This window comes from Pasteurellaceae bacterium RH1A, assembly GCA_012221805.1.
GTDB lineage: Bacteria > Pseudomonadota > Gammaproteobacteria > Enterobacterales > Pasteurellaceae > RH1A.
Window position 1 is genome coordinate 1,150,919 of the sequence record CP015195.1, and the last position, 19,354, is coordinate 1,170,272.

The 19,354-nt window shown below is 48.9% G+C and carries 13 protein-coding genes, 1 other RNA gene and 1 pseudogene; 9 read left to right on the top strand and 6 right to left on the bottom strand.

The genetic code is table 11. From position 1 onward, the window contains the following. Positions 1-49: 49 nt before the first annotated feature. From A4G20_05385 to A4G20_05415, 7 genes and pseudogenes are all read left to right on the top strand, one after another. Positions 50-1,450, top strand: coding sequence for an o-succinylbenzoate--CoA ligase (locus A4G20_05385; GenBank protein ID QIW15803.1), 1,401 nt, complete (start codon positions 50-52; stop codon positions 1,448-1,450). Further along, positions 1,440-4,729 (top strand): annotated as a pseudogene (locus tag A4G20_05390) (potassium transporter KefA). The gene A4G20_05385 and the pseudogene A4G20_05390 overlap by 11 nt, the downstream one beginning before the upstream one ends. 145 nt (positions 4,730-4,874) lie before the next feature. Beyond that, entirely contained in the window at positions 4,875-5,957 is a 1,083-nt protein-coding gene (locus tag A4G20_05395; GenBank protein ID QIW15804.1) for a chorismate synthase, read from the top strand. Between the two features lie 115 nt (positions 5,958-6,072). After that, the gene (locus A4G20_05400) at positions 6,073-9,375 is read left to right on the top strand and encodes a hypothetical protein (protein ID QIW15805.1); all 3,303 of its coding nucleotides are present in this window, start codon (positions 6,073-6,075) and stop codon (positions 9,373-9,375) included. 107 nt (positions 9,376-9,482) lie between these two features. Further along, complete coding sequence (locus tag A4G20_05405; protein ID QIW15806.1) at positions 9,483-10,313, top strand: penicillin-insensitive murein endopeptidase; 831 nt, start codon at positions 9,483-9,485, stop codon at positions 10,311-10,313. 125 nt (positions 10,314-10,438) lie between these two features. Beyond that, positions 10,439-11,773, top strand: coding sequence for a condensin subunit MukF (locus A4G20_05410; GenBank protein QIW15807.1), 1,335 nt, complete (start codon positions 10,439-10,441; stop codon positions 11,771-11,773). Between the two features lie 58 nt (positions 11,774-11,831). After that, entirely contained in the window at positions 11,832-12,536 is a 705-nt protein-coding gene (locus A4G20_05415; protein QIW15808.1) for a chromosome partitioning protein MukE, read from the top strand. A 263-nt stretch (positions 12,537-12,799) separates the two neighbouring features. On the opposite strand, the gene A4G20_05420 is transcribed toward A4G20_05415, so the two are convergent. From A4G20_05420 to A4G20_05445, 6 genes are all read right to left on the bottom strand, one after another. Then, a complete protein-coding gene (locus A4G20_05420) occupies positions 12,800-13,402 on the bottom strand; it encodes a transposase (GenBank protein QIW16858.1) in 603 nt (200 codons plus the stop codon). A gap of 474 nt (positions 13,403-13,876) precedes the next feature. Next, positions 13,877-14,272 (bottom strand): peptide-methionine (R)-S-oxide reductase, encoded by a 396-nt coding sequence (locus A4G20_05425; protein QIW15809.1) that lies wholly within the window; start codon positions 14,270-14,272, stop codon positions 13,877-13,879. Positions 14,273-14,334: 62 nt separating this feature from the next. After that, positions 14,335-15,312, bottom strand: coding sequence for a cobalt transporter (locus A4G20_05430; GenBank protein QIW15810.1), 978 nt, complete (start codon positions 15,310-15,312; stop codon positions 14,335-14,337). After that, on the bottom strand, positions 15,300-15,938 hold the full coding sequence (locus tag A4G20_05435) for an ABC transporter substrate-binding protein (GenBank protein ID QIW15811.1): 639 nt from the start codon (positions 15,936-15,938) through the stop codon (positions 15,300-15,302). The genes A4G20_05430 and A4G20_05435 overlap by 13 nt, the downstream gene beginning before the upstream one ends. Before the next feature lie 126 nt (positions 15,939-16,064). After that, positions 16,065-16,443, bottom strand: an RNA gene (gene rnpB, locus A4G20_05440) — RNase P RNA component class A. Between the two features lie 24 nt (positions 16,444-16,467). Continuing rightward, positions 16,468-17,358, bottom strand: coding sequence for a transcriptional regulator (locus A4G20_05445; GenBank protein ID QIW16859.1), 891 nt, complete (start codon positions 17,356-17,358; stop codon positions 16,468-16,470). 438 nt (positions 17,359-17,796) lie between these two features. Here A4G20_05445 and A4G20_05450 point away from each other — a divergent pair, with 438 nt between their 5' ends. Together A4G20_05450 and A4G20_05455 are read left to right on the top strand one after the other, a co-directional pair. Then, on the top strand, positions 17,797-18,822 hold the full coding sequence (locus A4G20_05450; GenBank protein QIW15812.1) for a branched-chain amino acid aminotransferase: 1,026 nt from the start codon (positions 17,797-17,799) through the stop codon (positions 18,820-18,822). Between the two features lie 127 nt (positions 18,823-18,949). After that, positions 18,950-19,294 (top strand): hypothetical protein, encoded by a 345-nt coding sequence (locus A4G20_05455; protein ID QIW15813.1) that lies wholly within the window; start codon positions 18,950-18,952, stop codon positions 19,292-19,294. The last annotated feature ends 60 nt before the right edge of the window (positions 19,295-19,354 follow it).

Genomic DNA, 19,354 nt, shown 5'->3' on the forward strand with positions numbered 1-19,354 from the left:
ACCAGCCTGGAGGCTGGCGCCATCTTTGGCCTACACATAGATTGCAAAAATGACCATTCCCTCTTCCGCCTTCCCTCTCCTTTATTGGGCAGCCCTCAAATCTGCCGAGACAGCACTTGTGTGGCATAAGGCAGAAGAGGATGATCTTTCTCTTCCTTCCCAGCTTTCCTGGCAGGACTTATCTTGCCTGGCGGTCAAAATCGCCCAGGGCCTGCCTGACAATGCCCAGATTATTGCCTACTCTGGCCGGCATAAGTTCTTGGGCCTCTTGGCCTATTTAAGTGTCTTGGTGGCCCAGAAGCAGATTTTGGGGCTAAACCCCAGCCTCAAGGCGGGGCAGCTTGAGCAGATCTTGCAAGATAACCAAGTCGATTTCCTGCTGACAGACAGCCAGGTCGCAAGCCTGCTTGAGCAAGGTAATCTAGCCTTCAGGCTGCCTCACTATGATCTTAGCCAGCCTGCAACACTCACGCTCACATCAGGTTCTTCCGGCCAACCTAAGGCGGTGGTGCATTCGGTGCAAAACCACTTAGACAATGCCCAAGGCGTTTGCCAGCTTATGGATTTTACCGCTTCCAACCAGTGGCTGCTTAGCCTGCCGCTTTTTCATGTGTCAGGCCAGGGCATTGTTTGGCGCTGGCTCTTGCAGGGGGCTTGCTTGGTGCTTGAGGAAGATAAGGAGAGGCTTTGGCAGACCTTGGCTACGGTGAGCCACGCCTCTTTAGTCCCCACCCAGCTTCAACGTTATTTGCAAAAAAAGCAAGAAAATCAACCGCTTGCCCAACATATTCTCTTGGGCGGAGCCTCCATTCCCAATGAGCTGATTGAAGCCGCCCAGGCCCAAGGCATTGAGACCTACGCAGGCTACGGCATGACCGAAATGGCCTCCACCATTTGCGCCAGCCAAAATCAATTAAATCATGTTGGCGAACCATTGGCTGGCCGTGAAGTCTGTATAAGGGAGAGTGAAATTTGGGTGCGGGGGGCAGGCCTGGGTTTGGGCTACTGGTTAGGCGGCCAAATTGTTCCGCTGACCAATCAGGCCGGCTGGCTGCAAACTAAGGACAGGGGAGAGTGGATGCCTGATGGCAAACTCAAGGTTACCGGCCGTCTGGATAATATGTTTATTTCAGGTGGGGAGAACATTCAGCCCGAAGCCCTGGAGCAAAGCCTCTTTCAATCTGGCCTGGTGGAAACCTGTTTTATTGTGCCCCTGCCTGATGCCGAATTTGGCCAGCGGCCGGTGGCTTTGGTCGATTTTAAGGAGGCCTTTAGCCCGCAAGCGGTGCAAAAATTGCAAAACTTTGCAAGTGAGCGGCTGGAAGGTTTCAAACAACCCATGGCCTATCTGCCGCTTGAAAGCGAGAAATGGCAGCAGGGCGGGATCAAGATTTCACGCAAGCAATTAACCCAATATGCAAAACAGATTTTAGAAAAAGATGAAGATTAGACAGTATTTTTTCCTTTCCCTCTTTTGGGCCTGGTTTAGCACCAGCGCTTTGGCTGCCCCTGAAAATGTGGTCAGCGAAAGCGATCTACAAAGCCAGATTGACAGCATCAAGAATAGCTTGAGCGGTGAGAGTGCCAACAACAAGGAGGCTGAAGTCACCCTTTCTTTTTTGGAAAAGGCCAAGGTTGAGCAAAAAAATATCGCCGAGCTGGAAAAGAATATCAAGGGATCGCCCCAGCGCATCGACAGCCTACAGGCCGACATTCAATCCCTAAAGGCCCAGATTGATACGGTTTCCAGCCAGGATTTTGAAAGCCTGTCTGTGCTAGAGTTAGAAACACGCCAAAAAGAATTGCAGAAGAAGGTGCAAGACCTACAAGCGGCCAATGCAAGTGCTAATAACCGCTATTTACTGGATACGGCTTACCAAAATAAGAGCAAGAATGAAGAGCGTATTCAGGAAATTATCAATATCTTATCGGATGAGGAAACCAATAAGGCCACCCGTGATCGCCTAGTGGCCGAAATTGATTATTTGGAATTAAATAATAAATACCATCTCTTAATTACCCAAAATAACGAGCTTTTATCTTTATTAACGGAAACCGCCCGCAATAGGGATATTTTAGAGCTGCAATTAGTACAAAAACAGGTTGTTAGCCTCCAGGAGATGCTCAACCAAAAACGCTTGGCTCAATCCGAGGCCCAGGCCCAGCAAATTGCCAACCAGCAATCGCAAAAAAATGTTAAAAACCCGATTTTAAAGAAAGAGCTAGAAGAAAACAGCAAATTAAGCCAATTATTATTAGATCAAACCCAAAAATTAAATAGTCTGTCCCAGGATAATTTGCGGATTAACAGTATTTTCGACAGCCTGTCCCAAACCAAGCGTAATATTGATGAACAGATCAGCGCCCTGCAAGGCACGCTGGTGCTGTCTCGCATTATCAATCAGCAGAAAAGCGCCCTGCCAACCGAGCAGCTTATTCAAGACTTGGCCAAGGATATTGGTAATCTGCGGGTCATGATCTTTGAATTTTCCCAACAGCGGGATGAGCTTTATAATATTTCGGAGGTTATCAATAAAACCGAGCGAGAGCAGTTTTCTATTTTTAGTGAAGAAGAACGCAAAACCTTTGAGGATATTTTAGAAGAACGCAAAACCCTCTTAAATGATTTAATTAAAACCCTCAATAATGAATTAAATATTTCCAATAGCATTGAAGCTACTCAACGTCAGGTCACTTCTATCAGTGAAGCCTTGCAAAATAAATTAGAGCAGCAAAGTTTCTGGGTAAAAAGCAATAACCCCATGAATTTAACCTGGCTGGAACAATTCCCTGATTTAGCCATTAAGGAAATTCGGGAACTGACCAAATATGTGGGCTTTGAAAACCTCAATGCCAATATTCTGCCTATTTTGGTTTTTGAACTGGTCTTGCTCTTATTTTACGGCCTGATTGTTTGGAACAAGCCACGGATTAAACAGCGTTTGGCTTCCATCAACCAAAAGGTGAATACGCTCAAGAACGACAGCCATTGGCACACGCCAGAGGCCATGATTTGGACGCTGATTTTGGCTGTGCCCAGCACCCTTTTATTTGTTATCGGCTATACCCTGGCCCTTAGCCTCTTCTTCCAAGATCTCTTGGCCGGCTGGGAATGGGTAACCAAAATCACCATGTACTGGTTCTTCTTCGCCACGGTCTTATCGCTTTTACGCCCGAATGGCCTGGCCTACCGCCACTTCGGTATGCCCCAGGAGAGTAACCAGGTCTTCCACCGTATTATCAAGCAATCCACCTGGATTGTGGGGCTTTTGGTGGTCTCTTCGGTCTTTGCCCAGGTGGAAATCATCGGCTTTACCAACGATGTGATAGGCCAAGTAGTGACCATTATCGCCCTGGCCCTCTGCCTCTTGGTGGTGCGGCCCTTGCTGGATCGGGGTATTAACGAATATCAAAACGCCAAAACTGAAGACGGCACCAAGCGCAGCATCAGCCTCTTTAACCTGCTCCGCCTAATTCTTATTATTGTGCCGATTAGTTTGATTGTTTTAATCGTGCTAGGCTATTACTATACGGCAGTTTATTTGATTGACCACCTGCTTAATAGTTACTTTGTTGCCTTAATTTGGGTCTTTGGCCGCTACTTTGCCTACCGTTCTCTGACCATTTCCTCCCGTCGTATGGCCTACCGCCGCTTGCAGGAGAAACGCCAGAAGATCAAGGAGCAAATGCTAGAAGCCGGCAACAGTGAGCCAACCAAGAACGAAGAAGAAGCCATCAAGATTTCAACCGTAAACCAGCAGATCTTCCGCATGGCCGACTTGATTGGCTGGGCGGTCTTGATTGCCTCCCTTTATGCTATTTGGTCGGATCTGATCAGTGTGGCCTACTACCTAGACGGCGTGATTTTGTGGGAACACAATGATGGCAACAAGTTGGAATCTATCACCCTGCTCAACCTTATGCGGGCACTTATGTATGTGGTGGGAACCTATGTGCTGGTCAAAAATATTGCCGGGATCTTGGAGGTCACCTTCTTCTCCCGTCTCAAGCTGGCGACAGGAACGGGGCATACTCTAACAGCAGTGCTGACCTATGTTATCATCACCTTGGGCAGCATCTTGGCCTTTACTTCGCTGGGGATTTCCTGGGCAAGATCCAATGGGTCTTCACCGCGCTCTCAGTCGGTTTAGGTTTCGGGGTACGGGAGATTTTCGGCAGCTTTGTATCGGGCACTATCTTGCTCTTTGAACGCCCAATTCGAGTGGGGGATAAGGTCACCGTTGGCCAATATACGGGCGTGATCACCAAAATCCGCCTGCGCTCGACCACGTTGTTAGATTCGGATAACATGGAGGTTGTCCTGCCCAACCAGGCCTTTGTGACCGACCGTTTTATTAACTGGACGCTTAATAACACCGTGACCCGTATTAAATTTGTGGTTAATGTGGACTATGAGGCTGATCTCAAACTGGTTCGCCGCCTGCTGCTTCAAGCTGCTGAGGAGGCCCCGAAGGTGATGCAGGATCAGAAGGACTTTGCACCAGATATTTACCTCAAGGGCTACCATGAAAACGCCTTAACCCACGAATTAGTGGTTCATGTGCCTGAAATTGGTGATCGCACCAGTACGGAAAACTTCCTCTATTACCGCATCACCGAACTCTTGACTCAGCACAAGATTAAGCTGGCCTTTAAGCAGTTGGATGTTAATATTCAGGAGAGTGAAAAGGCTCAGGCCTTGCCAAATCAAGCCATACAAGCGGGTTAAAAAAAGCAAAAACTTGCAAATATGTAGGGGCGATTTATCGCTTAAAAGATGGCGCCAGCCTCCAGGCTGGTGCCCAATCCTAAGCACCAGCCTGGAGGCTGGCGCTATCAATAATGAGATATAAATAACAAAAAGGAAAAACACAATGTCAGGAAATTCAATCGGACAAGTCTTCAAAGTCACCACCTTCGGGGAATCCCACGGGATTGCCCTGGGTTGTATCGTGGACGGCGTGCCGCCTAATATGGCCCTTTCCGAGGCCGATCTACAACCCGATCTAGACCGCCGCAAGCCCGGCACTTCCCGCTACACTACACCCCGCCGGGAAGATGATGAGGTGCAGATTTTATCAGGCGTCTTTGAGGGCAAGACCACCGGCACCAGCATTGGCCTTATCATCAAAAATGGTGACCAACGCTCCAAGGACTATGGCGACATCATGGACAAGTACCGCCCTGGCCATGCTGATTTTACCTACCAGCAAAAATATGGCATTCGGGACTACCGAGGCGGTGGTCGTTCTTCTGCCCGTGAAACCGCCATGCGGGTGGCCGCCGGCGCCATTGCCAAGAAATACCTGCGGGAGCAGTTCGGCATAGAGGTGCGGGGCTACCTGTCCCAAATCGGCTCGGTTAAGATTGATCCGCAAACTGTGGCCAAAATTGAAGCCATTGACTGGCAGGCGGTGAATTCTAATCCCTTTTTCTGCCCAGATCCGCAAGCGGTCGAGCAGTTTGATGAGCTGATTCGAGAGCTCAAAAAAGAGGGCAATTCCATCGGGGCCAAATTAACCGTAATTGCCGAGAATGTACCCGTTGGCCTGGGCGAGCCTGTTTTTGACCGCTTGGATGCGGATTTGGCCCACGCCCTAATGTCCATCAATGCGGTAAAAGGCGTGGAAATTGGCGATGGTTTTGCTGTGGTAGAGCAGAAGGGTTCTGAACATCGGGATGAAATGACCCCAGAGGGTTTTTGTTCCAACCACGCAGGTGGGATCTTGGGTGGCATTAGTTCAGGCCAGCCTATTATTGCCCATATTGTCCTGAAACCAACTTCCAGCATTACCGTGCCGGGCCGTAGTGTTAATATCCATAATGAGCCTGTGGAGCTTATCACAAAAGGCCGCCACGACCCTTGCGTAGGCATTCGAGCTGTACCCATTGCCGAGGCCATGATGGCCATTGTGCTTTTAGATCATTTGCTGCGCCATAAGGCACAATGTCGTTAAGATGAACTAAGATGGCGCCAGCCTCCAGGCTGGTGCCAAAATTATAAGCACCAGCCTGGAGGCTGGCGCTAGCATGTTTTAGATATAAACAAACAACAAAGGAGAAAAGCGCCGAATGAAGAAATTTTCTTTAATGACCTTTTTACTCTTGGGCTGGTGGAGCGTGAATCTGCACGCTCTGGAGGCCAATGCCTTACCCAGCCAAGAAAGCCTCAATGCCCAGTTGGCGGAGGCGGAAAAATTAAGCGATGAAAAGGCCAAGGCCAGCCAGGTGGAGGTGCTCACGGCCTCGCTAGACTGGCTCAAGCAAATTGAGGCGCAAGAAAAGGCCAACCAAGCCCTGCAAGAGAAACTGGCTGGTGCGGACAGTGAAATCCAACAAAATAGTGCAGAAATTGAAGCACTCAAGGCCCAATTAGACAAGCAAGAGGCCAGTGCCTATCAACACCTTTCCCTGGCCCAAGCCCAGGCCGAGTTGGCCAGTCTGCAAACTCAGCAGCAGGATATGCAGGAAAAGGTCACCCAGGCTAACAGCCAGCTGGCCAGCCAGGAAACCCTGTCTGAACGCTCCCAAGCGGCCCAAGCCCAAGGCGCCTTGCGGACACAGGAGCTCAATCGGCTTCTGGCAGACAGCAGTTTAAGTAGCCAAACCCAGCAGCAGTATCAGCTGGAACAGGCCTTTTTGTCGCTCAAAGCGGTCTATAACCAAGAGCTGCTCAAAAATAATGATCAGCTCATTATGCTTTATCAAAGCCGCTATAACTTGCTCAACCTGCAAAGCCAGCTGCTGCAAAATCAGATTCTGGCCCTGCAAGAGGTGATCAATCAAAAGAACCTGGCCGAGTCTCAAGAGCAGCTTGCCCAATCCCAGCAGCAACAGCAGGCGGCAGGGCAGAGCAGCTTTATTCAGCGCCAGTTGGACAGAAACACCCAACTCAGCCAATTTTTGCTGGAGCAAACCGAACTCAGCAACAAGCTGACCCAAGACGATTTGCGCATGCGTAATGTGCTGGAAAACCTCAAGCAGACCCAAAGCACCATTGACGAACAGATCAGTGCCCTGCAAGGCACCTTGGTGCTTTCTCGCATTATTCAACAGCAAAGACAGCGCCTGCCTGAAAACTTGGATATTAAGGGCCTATCTAAGCAAATTGCCGATTTGCGGGTACAGATTTTTGATTATACCCAGCGCCGTAATGAGCTTTACGATCTCAATAGCGTAATCGCCAGACTACAAGCGGATCAAAATCAGGCTTTTTCTGCAAATGAAAAGGCTCAACTGGAAAATCTGCTGACCGATCGCCGCCGTATTCAGTCGGATATTATTAAGTCTTTGAATAATCAGCTGAATTTAGCCATCAATCTGGAGCTAACCCAGCAGCAGATCAGCCAAATCAGCGATCAGCTCCAGGCCAAATTAGATCAGCAAAGTTTCTGGGTAAAAAGCAATAACCCGATTTACTTGGACTGGTTCAAGGCCCTGCCTGCGGCGCTCTTATCCCAAATTGAGGGCATCAGCAACAAGATCAGCCTGCAAACAGACCTGACTGATCTGCCTTATCTCCTGGCCTTTGCGGCCATTTTGGCCCTGATTGGCGGGGTAATTTATAAGTTTAGGCCTCGTATTCGCCAGCGTTTGGCCCTGATCAACGGCCAGCTCAACACACTCAGTGCCGACAGCCAATGGCATACCCCTTTTGCCCTGGCCTTTACCGCCATTCTAGCCCTGCCAAGTGTGCTTTGGTTCTTGGCTGTCAGCTTGTTGGTGGGCTTTTTCGTGATGCGTAACCCTGCCGAAATGTGGCAGTGGGCGCTGGAAATGGCCGGCTACTGGTGGTTTTTTGCCTTCTTGGTGGCCCTGCTTCGCCCTAACGGGATTGCCAAAAACCACTTCGGCTTTAGCGATGAAAATGTCGAAAAATCCCGCAATGTGGCCTACCGTATGTGGATTGCCGTTACCCTCCTGCTCAACACTTCCGTCTTCAGCAGCGTGGCTGACAGCGGCATTGCCAACGATGTGCTGGGTGAAATCAACACCATTGCGGCCTTAATTTTCACCCTCTTTATCATTGCCCCTCGCCTGCGTCGGGCGGTTAATTCTTTCACGGGGGAAAAAGAGGGCGGCCAAATCAGCAGCCTGATCCTGCGTACCATTGTGATTGTGGCCCCAATGGTCTTAATTGGCCTGATTGTGCTGGGCTACTACTATACGGCTCTTAATCTGATCGACCACCTGATCCTGACCTATATGGCCTGGTGCGTTTGGATGTGGATTCGCCAGACCATCTACCGTGGCATTACCGTTTCCTCCCGCCGCCTGGCTCACCAACGCTTGGTGGAAAAACGTGCCGAGCAGGCCTTGGCCACCAAGGATGATGGCGTGGACGATATTGTTAAAATCACCCCGCAAGATGAGGGCTTGGAGCTCAACAAGGTACGCAGCCAGGTCATTCGTGTAGCCGATATGCTCCTTTGGACGGCCTTGTTTGTGATTATGTATTACATTTGGGCCGACCTCATTACCGTGGTTAGCTACCTGCGAGGCGTAGAACTCTGGACCCAGATCACCACCACCGAGGCTGGCACCGTGACCGAAAGCATCACCCTCTTTAACGGCCTCATGGCGCTCCTTATTATTGGGGTCAGCTATGCCTTGATTAAGAACCTAAGCGGGATTTTAGAAGTTTCCCTCTTCTCCCGCTTCAAGTTCTCCCAAGGCACGCCTTACACCATCACCACCTTGCTGACCTACGGCCTGATTGCCTTGGGCGGGGCCTGGGCCTTCTCCACCTTGGGTATGTCCTGGTCTAAACTCCAATGGCTCTTTGCCGCCCTGTCGGTAGGTCTTGGTTTTGGTTTGCAAGAGATTTTCGCCAACTTCGTTTCAGGCATTATCCTGCTCTTTGAACGCCCAATTCGGGTGGGCGATACCGTGACCATCAACGGCGTAACCGGCACCGTGGCCAGAATCCGTATTCGGGCCATTACTATGATCGACCCAGATCGTAAAGAAGTGATTATGCCTAACAAGTCCTTTGTGACCGGCCAGGTAACCAACTGGGCGCTTTCTAACACCGTAACCCGTTTGGTTGTTAGTGTGGGCGTGGCCTATGGTTCAGATTTAGAGCTGGTTAAACGCCTGCTATTACAAGCTGCTCACGAGCATGAGTTGGTCTTAAAAGACCCTGCTCCAAGCGCGCTATTCCTGGGCTTCGGTGCCAGCACCCTTGACCACGAATTGCGAGTTTATGTGCAGAGCTTGTCGGATCGGATGGTCACAACAGACTCTCTTAACCGCCGTATTAACCAGCTCTTTGCTGAAAATGATATTGAAATCGCCTTCAACCAGCTTGATGTCTTTATCAAAAACCAAGATACCGGGGCGGAAATGCCGGTGGTTGAGGTGAAGAAGAACTAAAATCCACTGATGATGGCGCAAGCGTCCTCGCTTGTGCCTTATCTATCAAAGGTTTATCAGCACCAGCCTGGAGGCTGGCGCTATCTTTAACCCTATAGGAAAGCACCATGAAACTTAAACATTTACTTATCACAAGCCTTGCCCTCACAACGGCTGTCGAAGGCTTTGCCACCCCTTGGGAGCAAATCCGCAGCCCTGTTGCAGGAAAGCCTCAATCCATCGGCGGTTATAGCAATGGCTGTATTATCGGTGCCCAGCCTCTGGAAATTAAGGGCACGGGCTATCAGGTTATCCGCACCATCCGTAACCGCTATTACGGCCACCCGCAGCTCTTAAGCTATCTTAAAAGCCTGGGCCAACGCAGCCATGCAGCCGGCCTGCCGCCCATTTTAATCGGGGATATGGGTATGCCTGCAGGCGGGCGATTCTCATCAGGCCATGCCAGCCACCAAACTGGCCTGGATGCCGATATTTGGTTGCGTTTCGGCCCTATGGACGACAAAACCGCCCATAACCCAGCCGGCCTGGCCACCATTATGGTTGATCGCAACACTCAACGGGTGGACGAGCGTTTATGGACGGCCCAGCATACCACCTTGCTTAAACTAGCGGCCAGCGATGCCCGAGTGGACAGAATTTTTGTTAATCCTGCCATCAAGGTCAAACTCTGCCAAACGGCAGGCTCTGATCGGGCCTGGCTTCGCAAGATTCGCCCTTGGTATGCCCACGATTCCCACTTCCACGTCCGCCTAAGCTGCCCGGCCGATGCACCGAATTGTGAGAACCAGGCACCTGTACCAGCTGGCGATGGTTGTGGGGCAGAACTCTATTCCTGGTTTGAGCCAGCACCTCCATCTTCAGGTGTGTCCAAGCCCAAAGCCCTGCCACAGCCGCCACAACTTTGCCAGATGATGTTGTCGCAGCAAGGGTTGAACTAAAAGATTGCCTTATAAGCGGCCTCAAATGGCCGCTTTTTTGCAAATCAGATATGCTAAAAAATTCCCACAAAGCCTGCCAATTCCTGTAAAATACGACCTATTTCTAACCGCTTACCCTAAGAGTTATGCACAACGAATTGGCACAAACCATTCCAGAGCTTATTGACTGGACCAGAACTCGGGAATTTTCCCTCAACTTACCCACCGATCGCCTGGCCTTTCTTTTGGCTATTTCCATCTATAATGCCGAGCATACCTCCGATGGGGAGATGAATGAGAGCGACTTAATCGATCTCTTCCGCCATGTTTCCACTGCCTTTGGCCAGTCTGAAGCCACCTTGAGCCTGCGTGCCAACAATGCCATTAATGACTTGGTTAAGCAGCGTTTCCTTAATCGTTTCAGCTCTGAATTTACCGAGGGCCTGGCCATTTACCGCCTGACCCCGCTGGGCGTGGGTGTGGCCGATTACTATGTCCGCCAGCGGGAATTTTCCTCCCTGCGCCTGTCTATCCAGCTTTCTATTGTGGCCGATGAAATCCAACGGGCGTCAAGTTCGGCCGAGGAGGGCGGGGATGAACGCTTCTGGCGGAATAATGTTTTTGCCCCGCTCAAGTATTCGGTGGCCGAAATTTTTGACAGCATTGACCTTTCCCAGCGGATGATGGACGAAAACCAGCAGGATATTCGGGAGCGGATCGCCCAACTCCTTAGCCAAAACTGGCATGAGGCCATCCTAAGCTGTGAGCAGCTCTTGGATGAAACCTCAGGCAACCTGCGGGAGCTACAAGATACCCTTAATGCGGCTGGTGACAAGCTCCAGGCCCAGCTCCTACGGATTCAAACCTGCCTGATTGGCCGGGACGATTTGGACTTTATCGACAATCTGATTATCAACCTGCAAAACAAGCTGGATCGGATTATGAGCTGGGGCCAGCAGGCCATTGACCTCTGGATTGGCTACGACCGCCACGTCCACAAGTTTATCCGTACTGCCATTGATATGGACAAGAACCGGGTCTTTGGCCAGCGTTTACGCCAGTCCATCCAGGGCTATTTCGACAACCCTTGGATGCTCTATGTGGCCAAGGCGGACTCGCTCTTAGACCTGCGGGATGAAGACCCAATTTTCAACGAGGCCGATGCGGTGGGCGAACTGCCAAGCGAACTGGAATATGAGGATATTTCCCAGGTTCAAGAACAGATTGTGGCTCTTATGCAGGCCCAATTAGCACCTTTCCGTGAACAGGCTAAACCGATTGATTTAGGCTTAATTTTACGAGAGCAACTGGCCCGCTACCCAGAAAGCCAGCACTTCGATGTGGCCCGAATCCTGGTTGATCAGGCCGTTAAATTGGGTATGGCCAGCCAGGACAGACAGGCCGTTTACCCAGAATGGCAGGCCATTAACCAGCAGGGCAGCCAGGTTCAGGCCAATGTGATTGATGAGTTTAATCGTTAGTAAGCAATGATTTACAAAATGGGTTACAAGTTGTAACCCAAATTAAAAGAGAATATTTATGACCGACACCACCGACCTTATTTCAAGCAAATTGGCCCAGGCCATTGCGAATCCGATTTTCCCAGAACTAGACAGCCAACTGCGGGCAGGGCGGCATATCAGCCTAGAAAGCCTAGATCAGCACGCCTTTTTAATGGACTTTCAGGCTGAATTAGAGCAGTTTTATCGCCGTTATCATGTTGAGCTGATTCGGGCGCCTGAAGGCTTTTTCTACCTTCGCCCCAAGGCCAGTACCCTGATTGCCCGTTCGGCTATGAGTGAAATGGAAATGCTGGTGGGCAAGGTGCTTTGCTACCTCTACCTTAGCCCAGAACGCTTGGCCCAGCAGGGGATTTTTAGCTATGATGAGGTTTATGAAGAACTGCTCAATCTGGCTGATGAAGCCAAGCTCCTCAGAGCCATCAACCCTCGCTCAACCGGGTCGGATGTGGACAAGGCCAAGCTGATTGAAAAGGTTGGCGGGGCTTTACGCCGCCTGCAAAGGATTGGTATGATCGTGCGTGTAGGCGATCAAAACAGCAAGAAATTCGTGATTTCCGAGGCAGTTTTCCGTTTTGGAGCCGATGTCAGAACGGGGGATGATCCACGAGAAGCCCAGCTTCGCTTAATCCGTGATGGTGAAGCTACGACCCCTCAAAGCCTTGAGGAGGTGGATGAAGAACAAGCGGATGAAAATAGCCCAGAATTTGCAAATGAGGAATAGGGGCTGTTGATCATTCAAGACAAATGTTTGTTTGATAAGAAAGAGGAACGTGAAAAACTTTGAGATCTACTCCCCTCTTTAGCAAAGAGGGGAAGGGGGAGATTTGGCAGAAGGAATAGCAACGAGAGGGCTATTTTCAGAGAAAAAATAAATAAGATAATTTCTGGCTAATTTTTCCCGGCATAGTAGACAAAATAGTTGCTGATTCGTCAAAAACTATGCCAAGTGGACAAAATAGTTGCTAATGTTTATTTTCTAAAATGTTAGCAGCTATTTTTATTCAAAAAATCCTTTATAAACATGGCTTTATGTTTTTTGCTTAATCCATTATGATTATTTAACTGTCGCTTCATATGTTTAAATAGCCCTTCAAGCCTATTTGTTGTCCTTTCTATATTTAAATCTGACCGTTCTTCAAAAGTAAATAAATATTTCATATACCATTTAAGGCTTGCATAAGCCCCTCTAACACTACGATGCTTATAAGGTAAATATCCCTTTTCATTTGGCTTATCACTTCTTTCTTTTAAATACTCTTCATGTTTTAAATACCAATAATGAAGGCGTTTGTAAAATTCATTTTTTGAACTCTCCACCAGTGTTTTTACGATAACTTTTAATTCTTTTCCCGCTTGTGATTGATGCTTTTTTCTGAGTTTTCTCATCACTATTGCAACCATATGAAACTGACACATCTGCACAGGTGCATTGAACAAGTCCTTCATCAGACCTCGCCTACCATCACAGGTAATGGATTGTATTATATAGCTTTTTTCTCTCAATCTATTAAGTGCCAGCTTATAGTAAACGTCTTTTTCTGTTCTTACAAAACAGTGAAATACCACTTTCTTTGTATGAGAGTCCATTAACACTAATACGCCGAAATTACGCTTAAAAAAGGTAGTGTCCATAATTATATTAAGCGATGTGCTTTGAGGTGGATGTAATAATGTTTTAGGAGCTTTATCAATATATCTTTGGATAGTTCTAACCGAACAATGATACTTATTGGCAAGCTGTTGATAAGTTTGTTTTCCTGAAGTGTAATCATCCCAGATCTGTATTGGGTCTAATTTCTTTTGATGGGTAAAGGTTTTATGGCATTGATTACAATAATAACGCTGAATGTTATTTTGTTTACCATGTTTCTTGATATTCGCACTTTGGCAGAAAAGGCAGTTTTTTGTTCATTTTTCAAAAAGAGGGCTTAAAGCCTTGTACTATAAGGCTTTAAGCCACTTTTTAGCAACTATTTTGTCTATTATGCCTTTTTCCCTCACTTCGTTATCACTCCTGCCAAATCTCCCCTAACCCCTCTTTGCTAAAGAGGGGAACAAATTTTAACCATCTATCTCCTCGCCTGTCTCATCCCACTTAAAATTGAGGGCGATGGAGTTAAGGCAGAAGCGGAGGCCAGTTGGCGGTGGCCCGTCGGGGAAGACGTGGCCCATGTGGGAGTCGCAGTGGCCGCAGCGGATTTCGGTGCGGTGGCGGCCCAGGCTGTAGTCGTCCAAATAACGCAGGGCAGTGTCGGAGACGGCCTCATAGAAACTTGGCCAGCCGCAGCCTGCATCAAACTTGGTGTCTGAACGGAAGAGGGCGTTGTGGCAGCGGGCGCAGCGGTAGGTGCCCACACGGTCTTCATTTAAAAACTTGCCAGTAAAGGGCCTTTCTGTGCCATGGTTGATGAGAATTTCAACTTGTTGGTCGGTGAGTTCGTCAATGTCTTTAATCATAAGCGTTTCCTTTCAAAAATCCTGCCTATTCTAGCTTGTTTACCTCCCTTGAGGTAGTTTTTTTAACGTTTAAAGAAGCTGCCTGTATTTGCTTCAATAAAGGAGCCGTGAATCAGCAAAATCCCCAGCCCAATCAGCACCAAGCCCAAACCTAGTTTTAAGCCCAAGGCCAGCTTTTGGCTGGTTTGGTGGGAAAAATACCAACGGCTGAGGGAAAGAGCCTTTTGGCGGGCGACCAAGACCAAATAGGCAAAGAGGCTTAAGGTTAGCCCTGTGCCGATCGACATCACTAACGTGGCAGCCATGCCCCAGGGGTAGAGATCAAGCGTATAGGCCAAAAAGAGCACCAAAATGGCACCCGTACAAGGCCTGGCCCCAATGCTCAAAATAATCATAGCCTGTTCCTTCCAGCCCCGAGCCTCTTCCAGCTGGCCCTGGCTGGGCAAATGCTGATGGCCACAGCCACAATTTTCGGTATGAATATGGGCAGGCTTGAGTGCAGAGCTGGCTTGACTAAGCGGGCGAATTTGTTGAATTTTCGGTTTTTTTACCCGCTTGTTAAGGCTTTTGGTTGCCTGATAAAGCCAATAAAGGCCGAACAAGATCATAATCGCAAAGCTGCCCCGTTCTACCCATTGCAGGGTTTGGTTAAAGTAGCTGCGAGAGAGGGTAAAGGCCACCACAATCAGGGATACCAGCAAAATGGCCACCAGGCCTTGCACCAGCGAGGAGAGCAGGGTTAAACGCATGGCTTGTGGTAGTTTGGTTTCTTCTAGGGCCAGGTAGCTGGTGAGGATAAACTTGCCGTGGCCTGGGCCGATGGCGTGGAAGACGCCGTAAAGAAAGCTGACACCCAAGAGGATCCAACCGGCCTGTTGGCTATTTTCCCCAATCAAACGCAGGGAGCTGGCCAGGCTTTGGTTGAAACTACGCTGCCAGTCCATAACCTGAAAGAGCAGGTAGGGGTAGAGCTGGTAGAGGGCCAAAGCTACACCGATAAGCAGTAAAACAAGCGGTAAAGTTTTCCCTATTTTTTGCATACTAAACTCACTTTTTGGGCGAACATGGCGCCTAGCGATTGGGCATCATCCGCTGGCATATCGGGCGTTTGGCTCTTGTCTAGGCTAAGGGCATAGTTCTTGATCTGGCTAGAGACCTGGGGTTCGGTCAGGCTGGCCGTGCAGAGCTTATCATCATTTAGGCTGACATCCTGCGGGCGCTCATAGCCCATATAGAGGTAGTAACTTGGCTCATAGGTGTAGAGCTGGAAGCTCTTGCCTTTGACGGCTTGGGGTTGGGATAAGTCAAAACGGAAGTGGTAGATTACCCGATTTTGCTTGATTTCAATGCGGGGCTTGTGCGGTTGAGCCTTGAATTTGATGGGCTGATTATGCTCATCGTAAAGGTAGCTAAAATAGTGGTTGCCGATGGCTGTTTGGCTTAGGTCGGCCACAATGGCTTCTTCCGCTTCTTGTTTGTTGGGGTTGGATTTAAGCTCATAAAGTAGCTCGCTGGAGGCCAAATCGTCTAAAGTCCAGGCCATTTCAAAGCCCTTGAGCTGCTCGTCTTCGATGATAATGCGATTTTTGATGTCTAGGAAGGCGTGGGGGTGGGCCAAGACTGTGGCTGAAAATAAGCTAAGAAAAAGGGGGATAAATCTTTTCATAAGTATCCTTGTAAAAAATCGTGCTTTTTTGACCGCTTGTTGGGGGATTGGTTCGTAGGGTGCGATTTATCGCACCATTTTTCTAAGAGAGGGTAAGTGGTGCGATAAATCGCACCCTACGGAAATGAGGTGAGTTGGTCGATAAGCCGAGTTCTGTCGTGGACAATCATTCATCTAGACAACACATCGCTATGCTGTTCAAGCAACCTACCCGAACTCTGGGCGGGCCACCCATTGAGTTCCTATTTGGTCTTGCTACGAGTGGAGTTTACCCTGCTGCGAACTGTTACCAGCCGCACGGTGCGCTCTTACCGCACCCTTTCACCCTTACCAGCCGAAGCTGGCGGTCTGCTCTCTGTTGCACTGGTCGTAGGCTCACGCCTCCCAGACGTTATCTGGCACTCTGCCCTATGTAGCTCGGACTTTCCTCTCGTTTACTTGTCCCACTAGGTCGCCCGAAGGCGGTTAAGGGCTTCAATAAACCAGCGATTGTCTAACCAACTCAAGGGATGGAGTATAGCCTAATTCCCTAGCTACAGCAAGATTTCATTTCAGCCTGAATCCAGTCCACAAAGTGGGCAATCTTAGGCGAGCTGGCCATTTCAGGCGGATAGACCACATAGAAGGTTTTTTCATCATAAAGCTCGGTTTTAAGCGGCTCAACCAAGTTGCCAGAGCTGATTTCATGCTGGGCCAAAATGTTATTGGCAATGGCCACGCCCTGTTCGTGCATGGCTGCTTGCAGGGCCATAAAAGTATGGCTGAAGACCGAACCAGACTCGGAATCCAGGGACTCTAAATTAAGATGCGCCTTCATTCTGTTCCACTTATTGTGGGTGGTAGAGTGGAGTAGGGTCTTGCCGATCAGGTCTTCTGGGCGGTTAATGGGGTTTTTCTCCAAGAACTTGGGCGAGGCCAGCACCACAATGCGGGCTTCAGCCAGGCGGATGGCTTCCACATTCTGCCAGTGCCCGGCTCCATAATAAATAGCCACATCAATTTCCTTGCCCAGCAAGCCTTCGTCCTGATCGACTCCCTTAATCCGCACCTCAATATCTGGGAAATTATTGTGAAAATCGTTGAGGCGGGGCACCAGCCATTGCATACCAAAGGTTTGGGGCACGCTGATGGTCAGGATTTGGCGGTTCTTGGTTTGGCGAACCTTATCGGTTGCAGTGACGATTTTTTCCAAGAGCGGGCGGATGTCCTCAAAGTATTGGGCGCCCAGCTCGGTTAGTTCCAGCATACGGTTCTTGCGGTGGAAGAGGGTTACGCCCAAGAAATCCTCCAAGAGCTTGATCTGGTGGCTGACGGCCGCTTGGGTCACAAACAGATCTTCAGCTGCCTTGGTAAAATTGAGATGGCGGGCAGCCGAGTCAAAGGCCTTGAGGGCATTGAGGGGAGGGAGTTTTTTATTCATAGCCATAAAAGGTGCTTATTACATTATTTTTTTTTATAAAAGAGATTAAAAATTCTCGTTTGTTGAAGAGGTCGGACAACATTATAATACAGGCCGTACTTAGATGGATAGTGGTAGCGAACTGAAAAGTTTGCTAGTTCGTATTTTTAAGTATGATGTTGTGTTTGCATATTGGTCTAGGAAACTAGACTGGAGTAACGCAAGTTACTCGTTTCACTTCCTGTATATTTTGAACCCTTTTGGTTTAACGCCGCCCACTTTGGGCGGTTTTTTTATGCCTAAAATTCATTTTATTCTAACAGAAGCCCATCAATTTGTCAGAGCAAGCGGTTAAAAATCCAAAATTTTTTGCAAATTTGCCTTAATCCCTTTCCAATTGGGCTGCTAATCGTGTAAATTTACACAATTTTCTATCACAACAAGAAGAAGGAACACAATATGGCAATCAAAGATTTAGACTGGCAAAACCTGGGTTTTTCCTACATCAAAACCGACTACCGCTTTATCGCCCGCTGGAAAGATGGCGAGTGGGATCAGGGTGAGCTCACCACCGACAGCACCCTCCACATTCACGAAGGCTCAACTGCCTTGCACTACGGCCAGCAATGCTTTGAAGGCTTAAAAGCCTACCGCTGCAAGGACGGCTCTATCAACCTCTTCCGTCCAGACCAAAACGCTCAACGTATGCAGGCCAGCTGCGATCGTCTCTTGATGCCACAAGTGCCAACCGAACTTTTTATCCGAGCTTGTAAAGAAGTAGTCAAAGCCAACCAAGACTGGGTTGCCCCTTATGGCACGGGTGCGACTCTCTACCTCCGTCCTTTTGTGATTGGTGTAGGCGAAAACATTGGGGTAAAACCGGCACCTGAATTTATTTTCTGCGTCTTCTGCTGCCCGGTGGGCAATTATTTTAAAGGCGGTTTAAGCCCGTCTAACTTCCTGGTGCTTGAGGACTACGACCGTGCTGCTCCGCATGGCACAGGGGCTGCAAAAGTGGGTGGCAACTACGCAGCCAGCCTCTACCCAGGTAAAATTGCCCACCAAAAGGGCTTTAGCGACTGCATCTACTTAGACCCAGCCACCCATACCAAAATTGAAGAGGTGGGATCAGCCAACTTCTTTGGCATTACCAAGGACAACAAATTTGTTACTCCGCTTTCGCCGTCTATTTTGCCAAGCATCACCAAATACTCCCTGCTTTATTTGGCCAAAGAGCGTTTGGGCCTAGAGCCAGTTGAGGGGGATGTTTATATCGATCAACTAGAACAATTCACTGAAGCAGGGGCTTGTGGCACAGCAGCTGTGATTTCCCCAATCGGTGGTATTCAATATAAGGATGATTTCCACATCTTCTATTCCGAAACCGAAGTCGGCCCAATCACCAAGCGTTTATACGCCGAGCTTACTGGCATTCAGTTTGGGGATGTGGAAGCACCAGAAGGGTGGATTGTTAAGGTAGAATAATTATTCCCTTTGAAAAAGAGAATTTTGTAGGGGCAAATTACATTTGCCCCAAAGCCATTATTGAGAAAATGGGGCGAATGTAATTCGCCCCTACAATAAATTCCTCAACCTATTCAAAAGGAACAATATGATCAAACGCATCGAAGTAGGCCCTCGTTTCTCCGAAGTCGCCATCCATAATGGCGTGGCCTATTTGGCCGGCCAAGTCCCAACCGATCCTAGCCAAAATGCCTTTGAGCAAACTCAACAAGTTTTATCCGAAATTGATAAATGGCTGGCCAAGGCTCGCACGGATAAGAGCAAGATCCTCATGGCAACGGTTTATTTAAGTGATATGGCCGATTATGCCCAGATGAACCAGGCCTGGGATGGCTGGGTGGCAGAAAACCAAGCACCGCCAAGGGCGTGTGTGGAGGCAAAACTGGCTGATCCAAGCTGGAAAGTAGAAATTGTGGTGACGGCAGCTGTCTAAGAAAAAACGCTCGATTGATATCGAGCGTTTTTTGTTTTATGCCCAGGCTAACGGCAGTGC

Excerpts from the sequence above, each read along its gene's own strand:
- A4G20_05385 (QIW15803.1), top strand. The coding sequence starts at position 50 with ATGACCATTCCCTCTTCCGCCTTCCCTCTCCTTTATTGGGCAGCCCTC.
- A4G20_05395 (QIW15804.1), top strand. The coding sequence starts at position 4,875 with ATGTCAGGAAATTCAATCGGACAAGTCTTCAAAGTCACCACCTTCGGG.
- A4G20_05400 (QIW15805.1), top strand. The coding sequence starts at position 6,073 with ATGAAGAAATTTTCTTTAATGACCTTTTTACTCTTGGGCTGGTGGAGC.
- A4G20_05405 (QIW15806.1), top strand. The coding sequence starts at position 9,483 with ATGAAACTTAAACATTTACTTATCACAAGCCTTGCCCTCACAACGGCT.
- A4G20_05410 (QIW15807.1), top strand. The coding sequence starts at position 10,439 with ATGCACAACGAATTGGCACAAACCATTCCAGAGCTTATTGACTGGACC.
- A4G20_05415 (QIW15808.1), top strand. The coding sequence starts at position 11,832 with ATGACCGACACCACCGACCTTATTTCAAGCAAATTGGCCCAGGCCATT.
- A4G20_05420 (QIW16858.1), bottom strand. The coding sequence starts at position 13,402 with ATGGACTCTCATACAAAGAAAGTGGTATTTCACTGTTTTGTAAGAACA.
- A4G20_05425 (QIW15809.1), bottom strand. The coding sequence starts at position 14,272 with ATGATTAAAGACATTGACGAACTCACCGACCAACAAGTTGAAATTCTC.
- A4G20_05430 (QIW15810.1), bottom strand. The coding sequence starts at position 15,312 with ATGCAAAAAATAGGGAAAACTTTACCGCTTGTTTTACTGCTTATCGGT.
- A4G20_05435 (QIW15811.1), bottom strand. The coding sequence starts at position 15,938 with ATGAAAAGATTTATCCCCCTTTTTCTTAGCTTATTTTCAGCCACAGTC.
- A4G20_05445 (QIW16859.1), bottom strand. The coding sequence starts at position 17,358 with ATGAATAAAAAACTCCCTCCCCTCAATGCCCTCAAGGCCTTTGACTCG.
- A4G20_05450 (QIW15812.1), top strand. The coding sequence starts at position 17,797 with ATGGCAATCAAAGATTTAGACTGGCAAAACCTGGGTTTTTCCTACATC.
- A4G20_05455 (QIW15813.1), top strand. The coding sequence starts at position 18,950 with ATGATCAAACGCATCGAAGTAGGCCCTCGTTTCTCCGAAGTCGCCATC.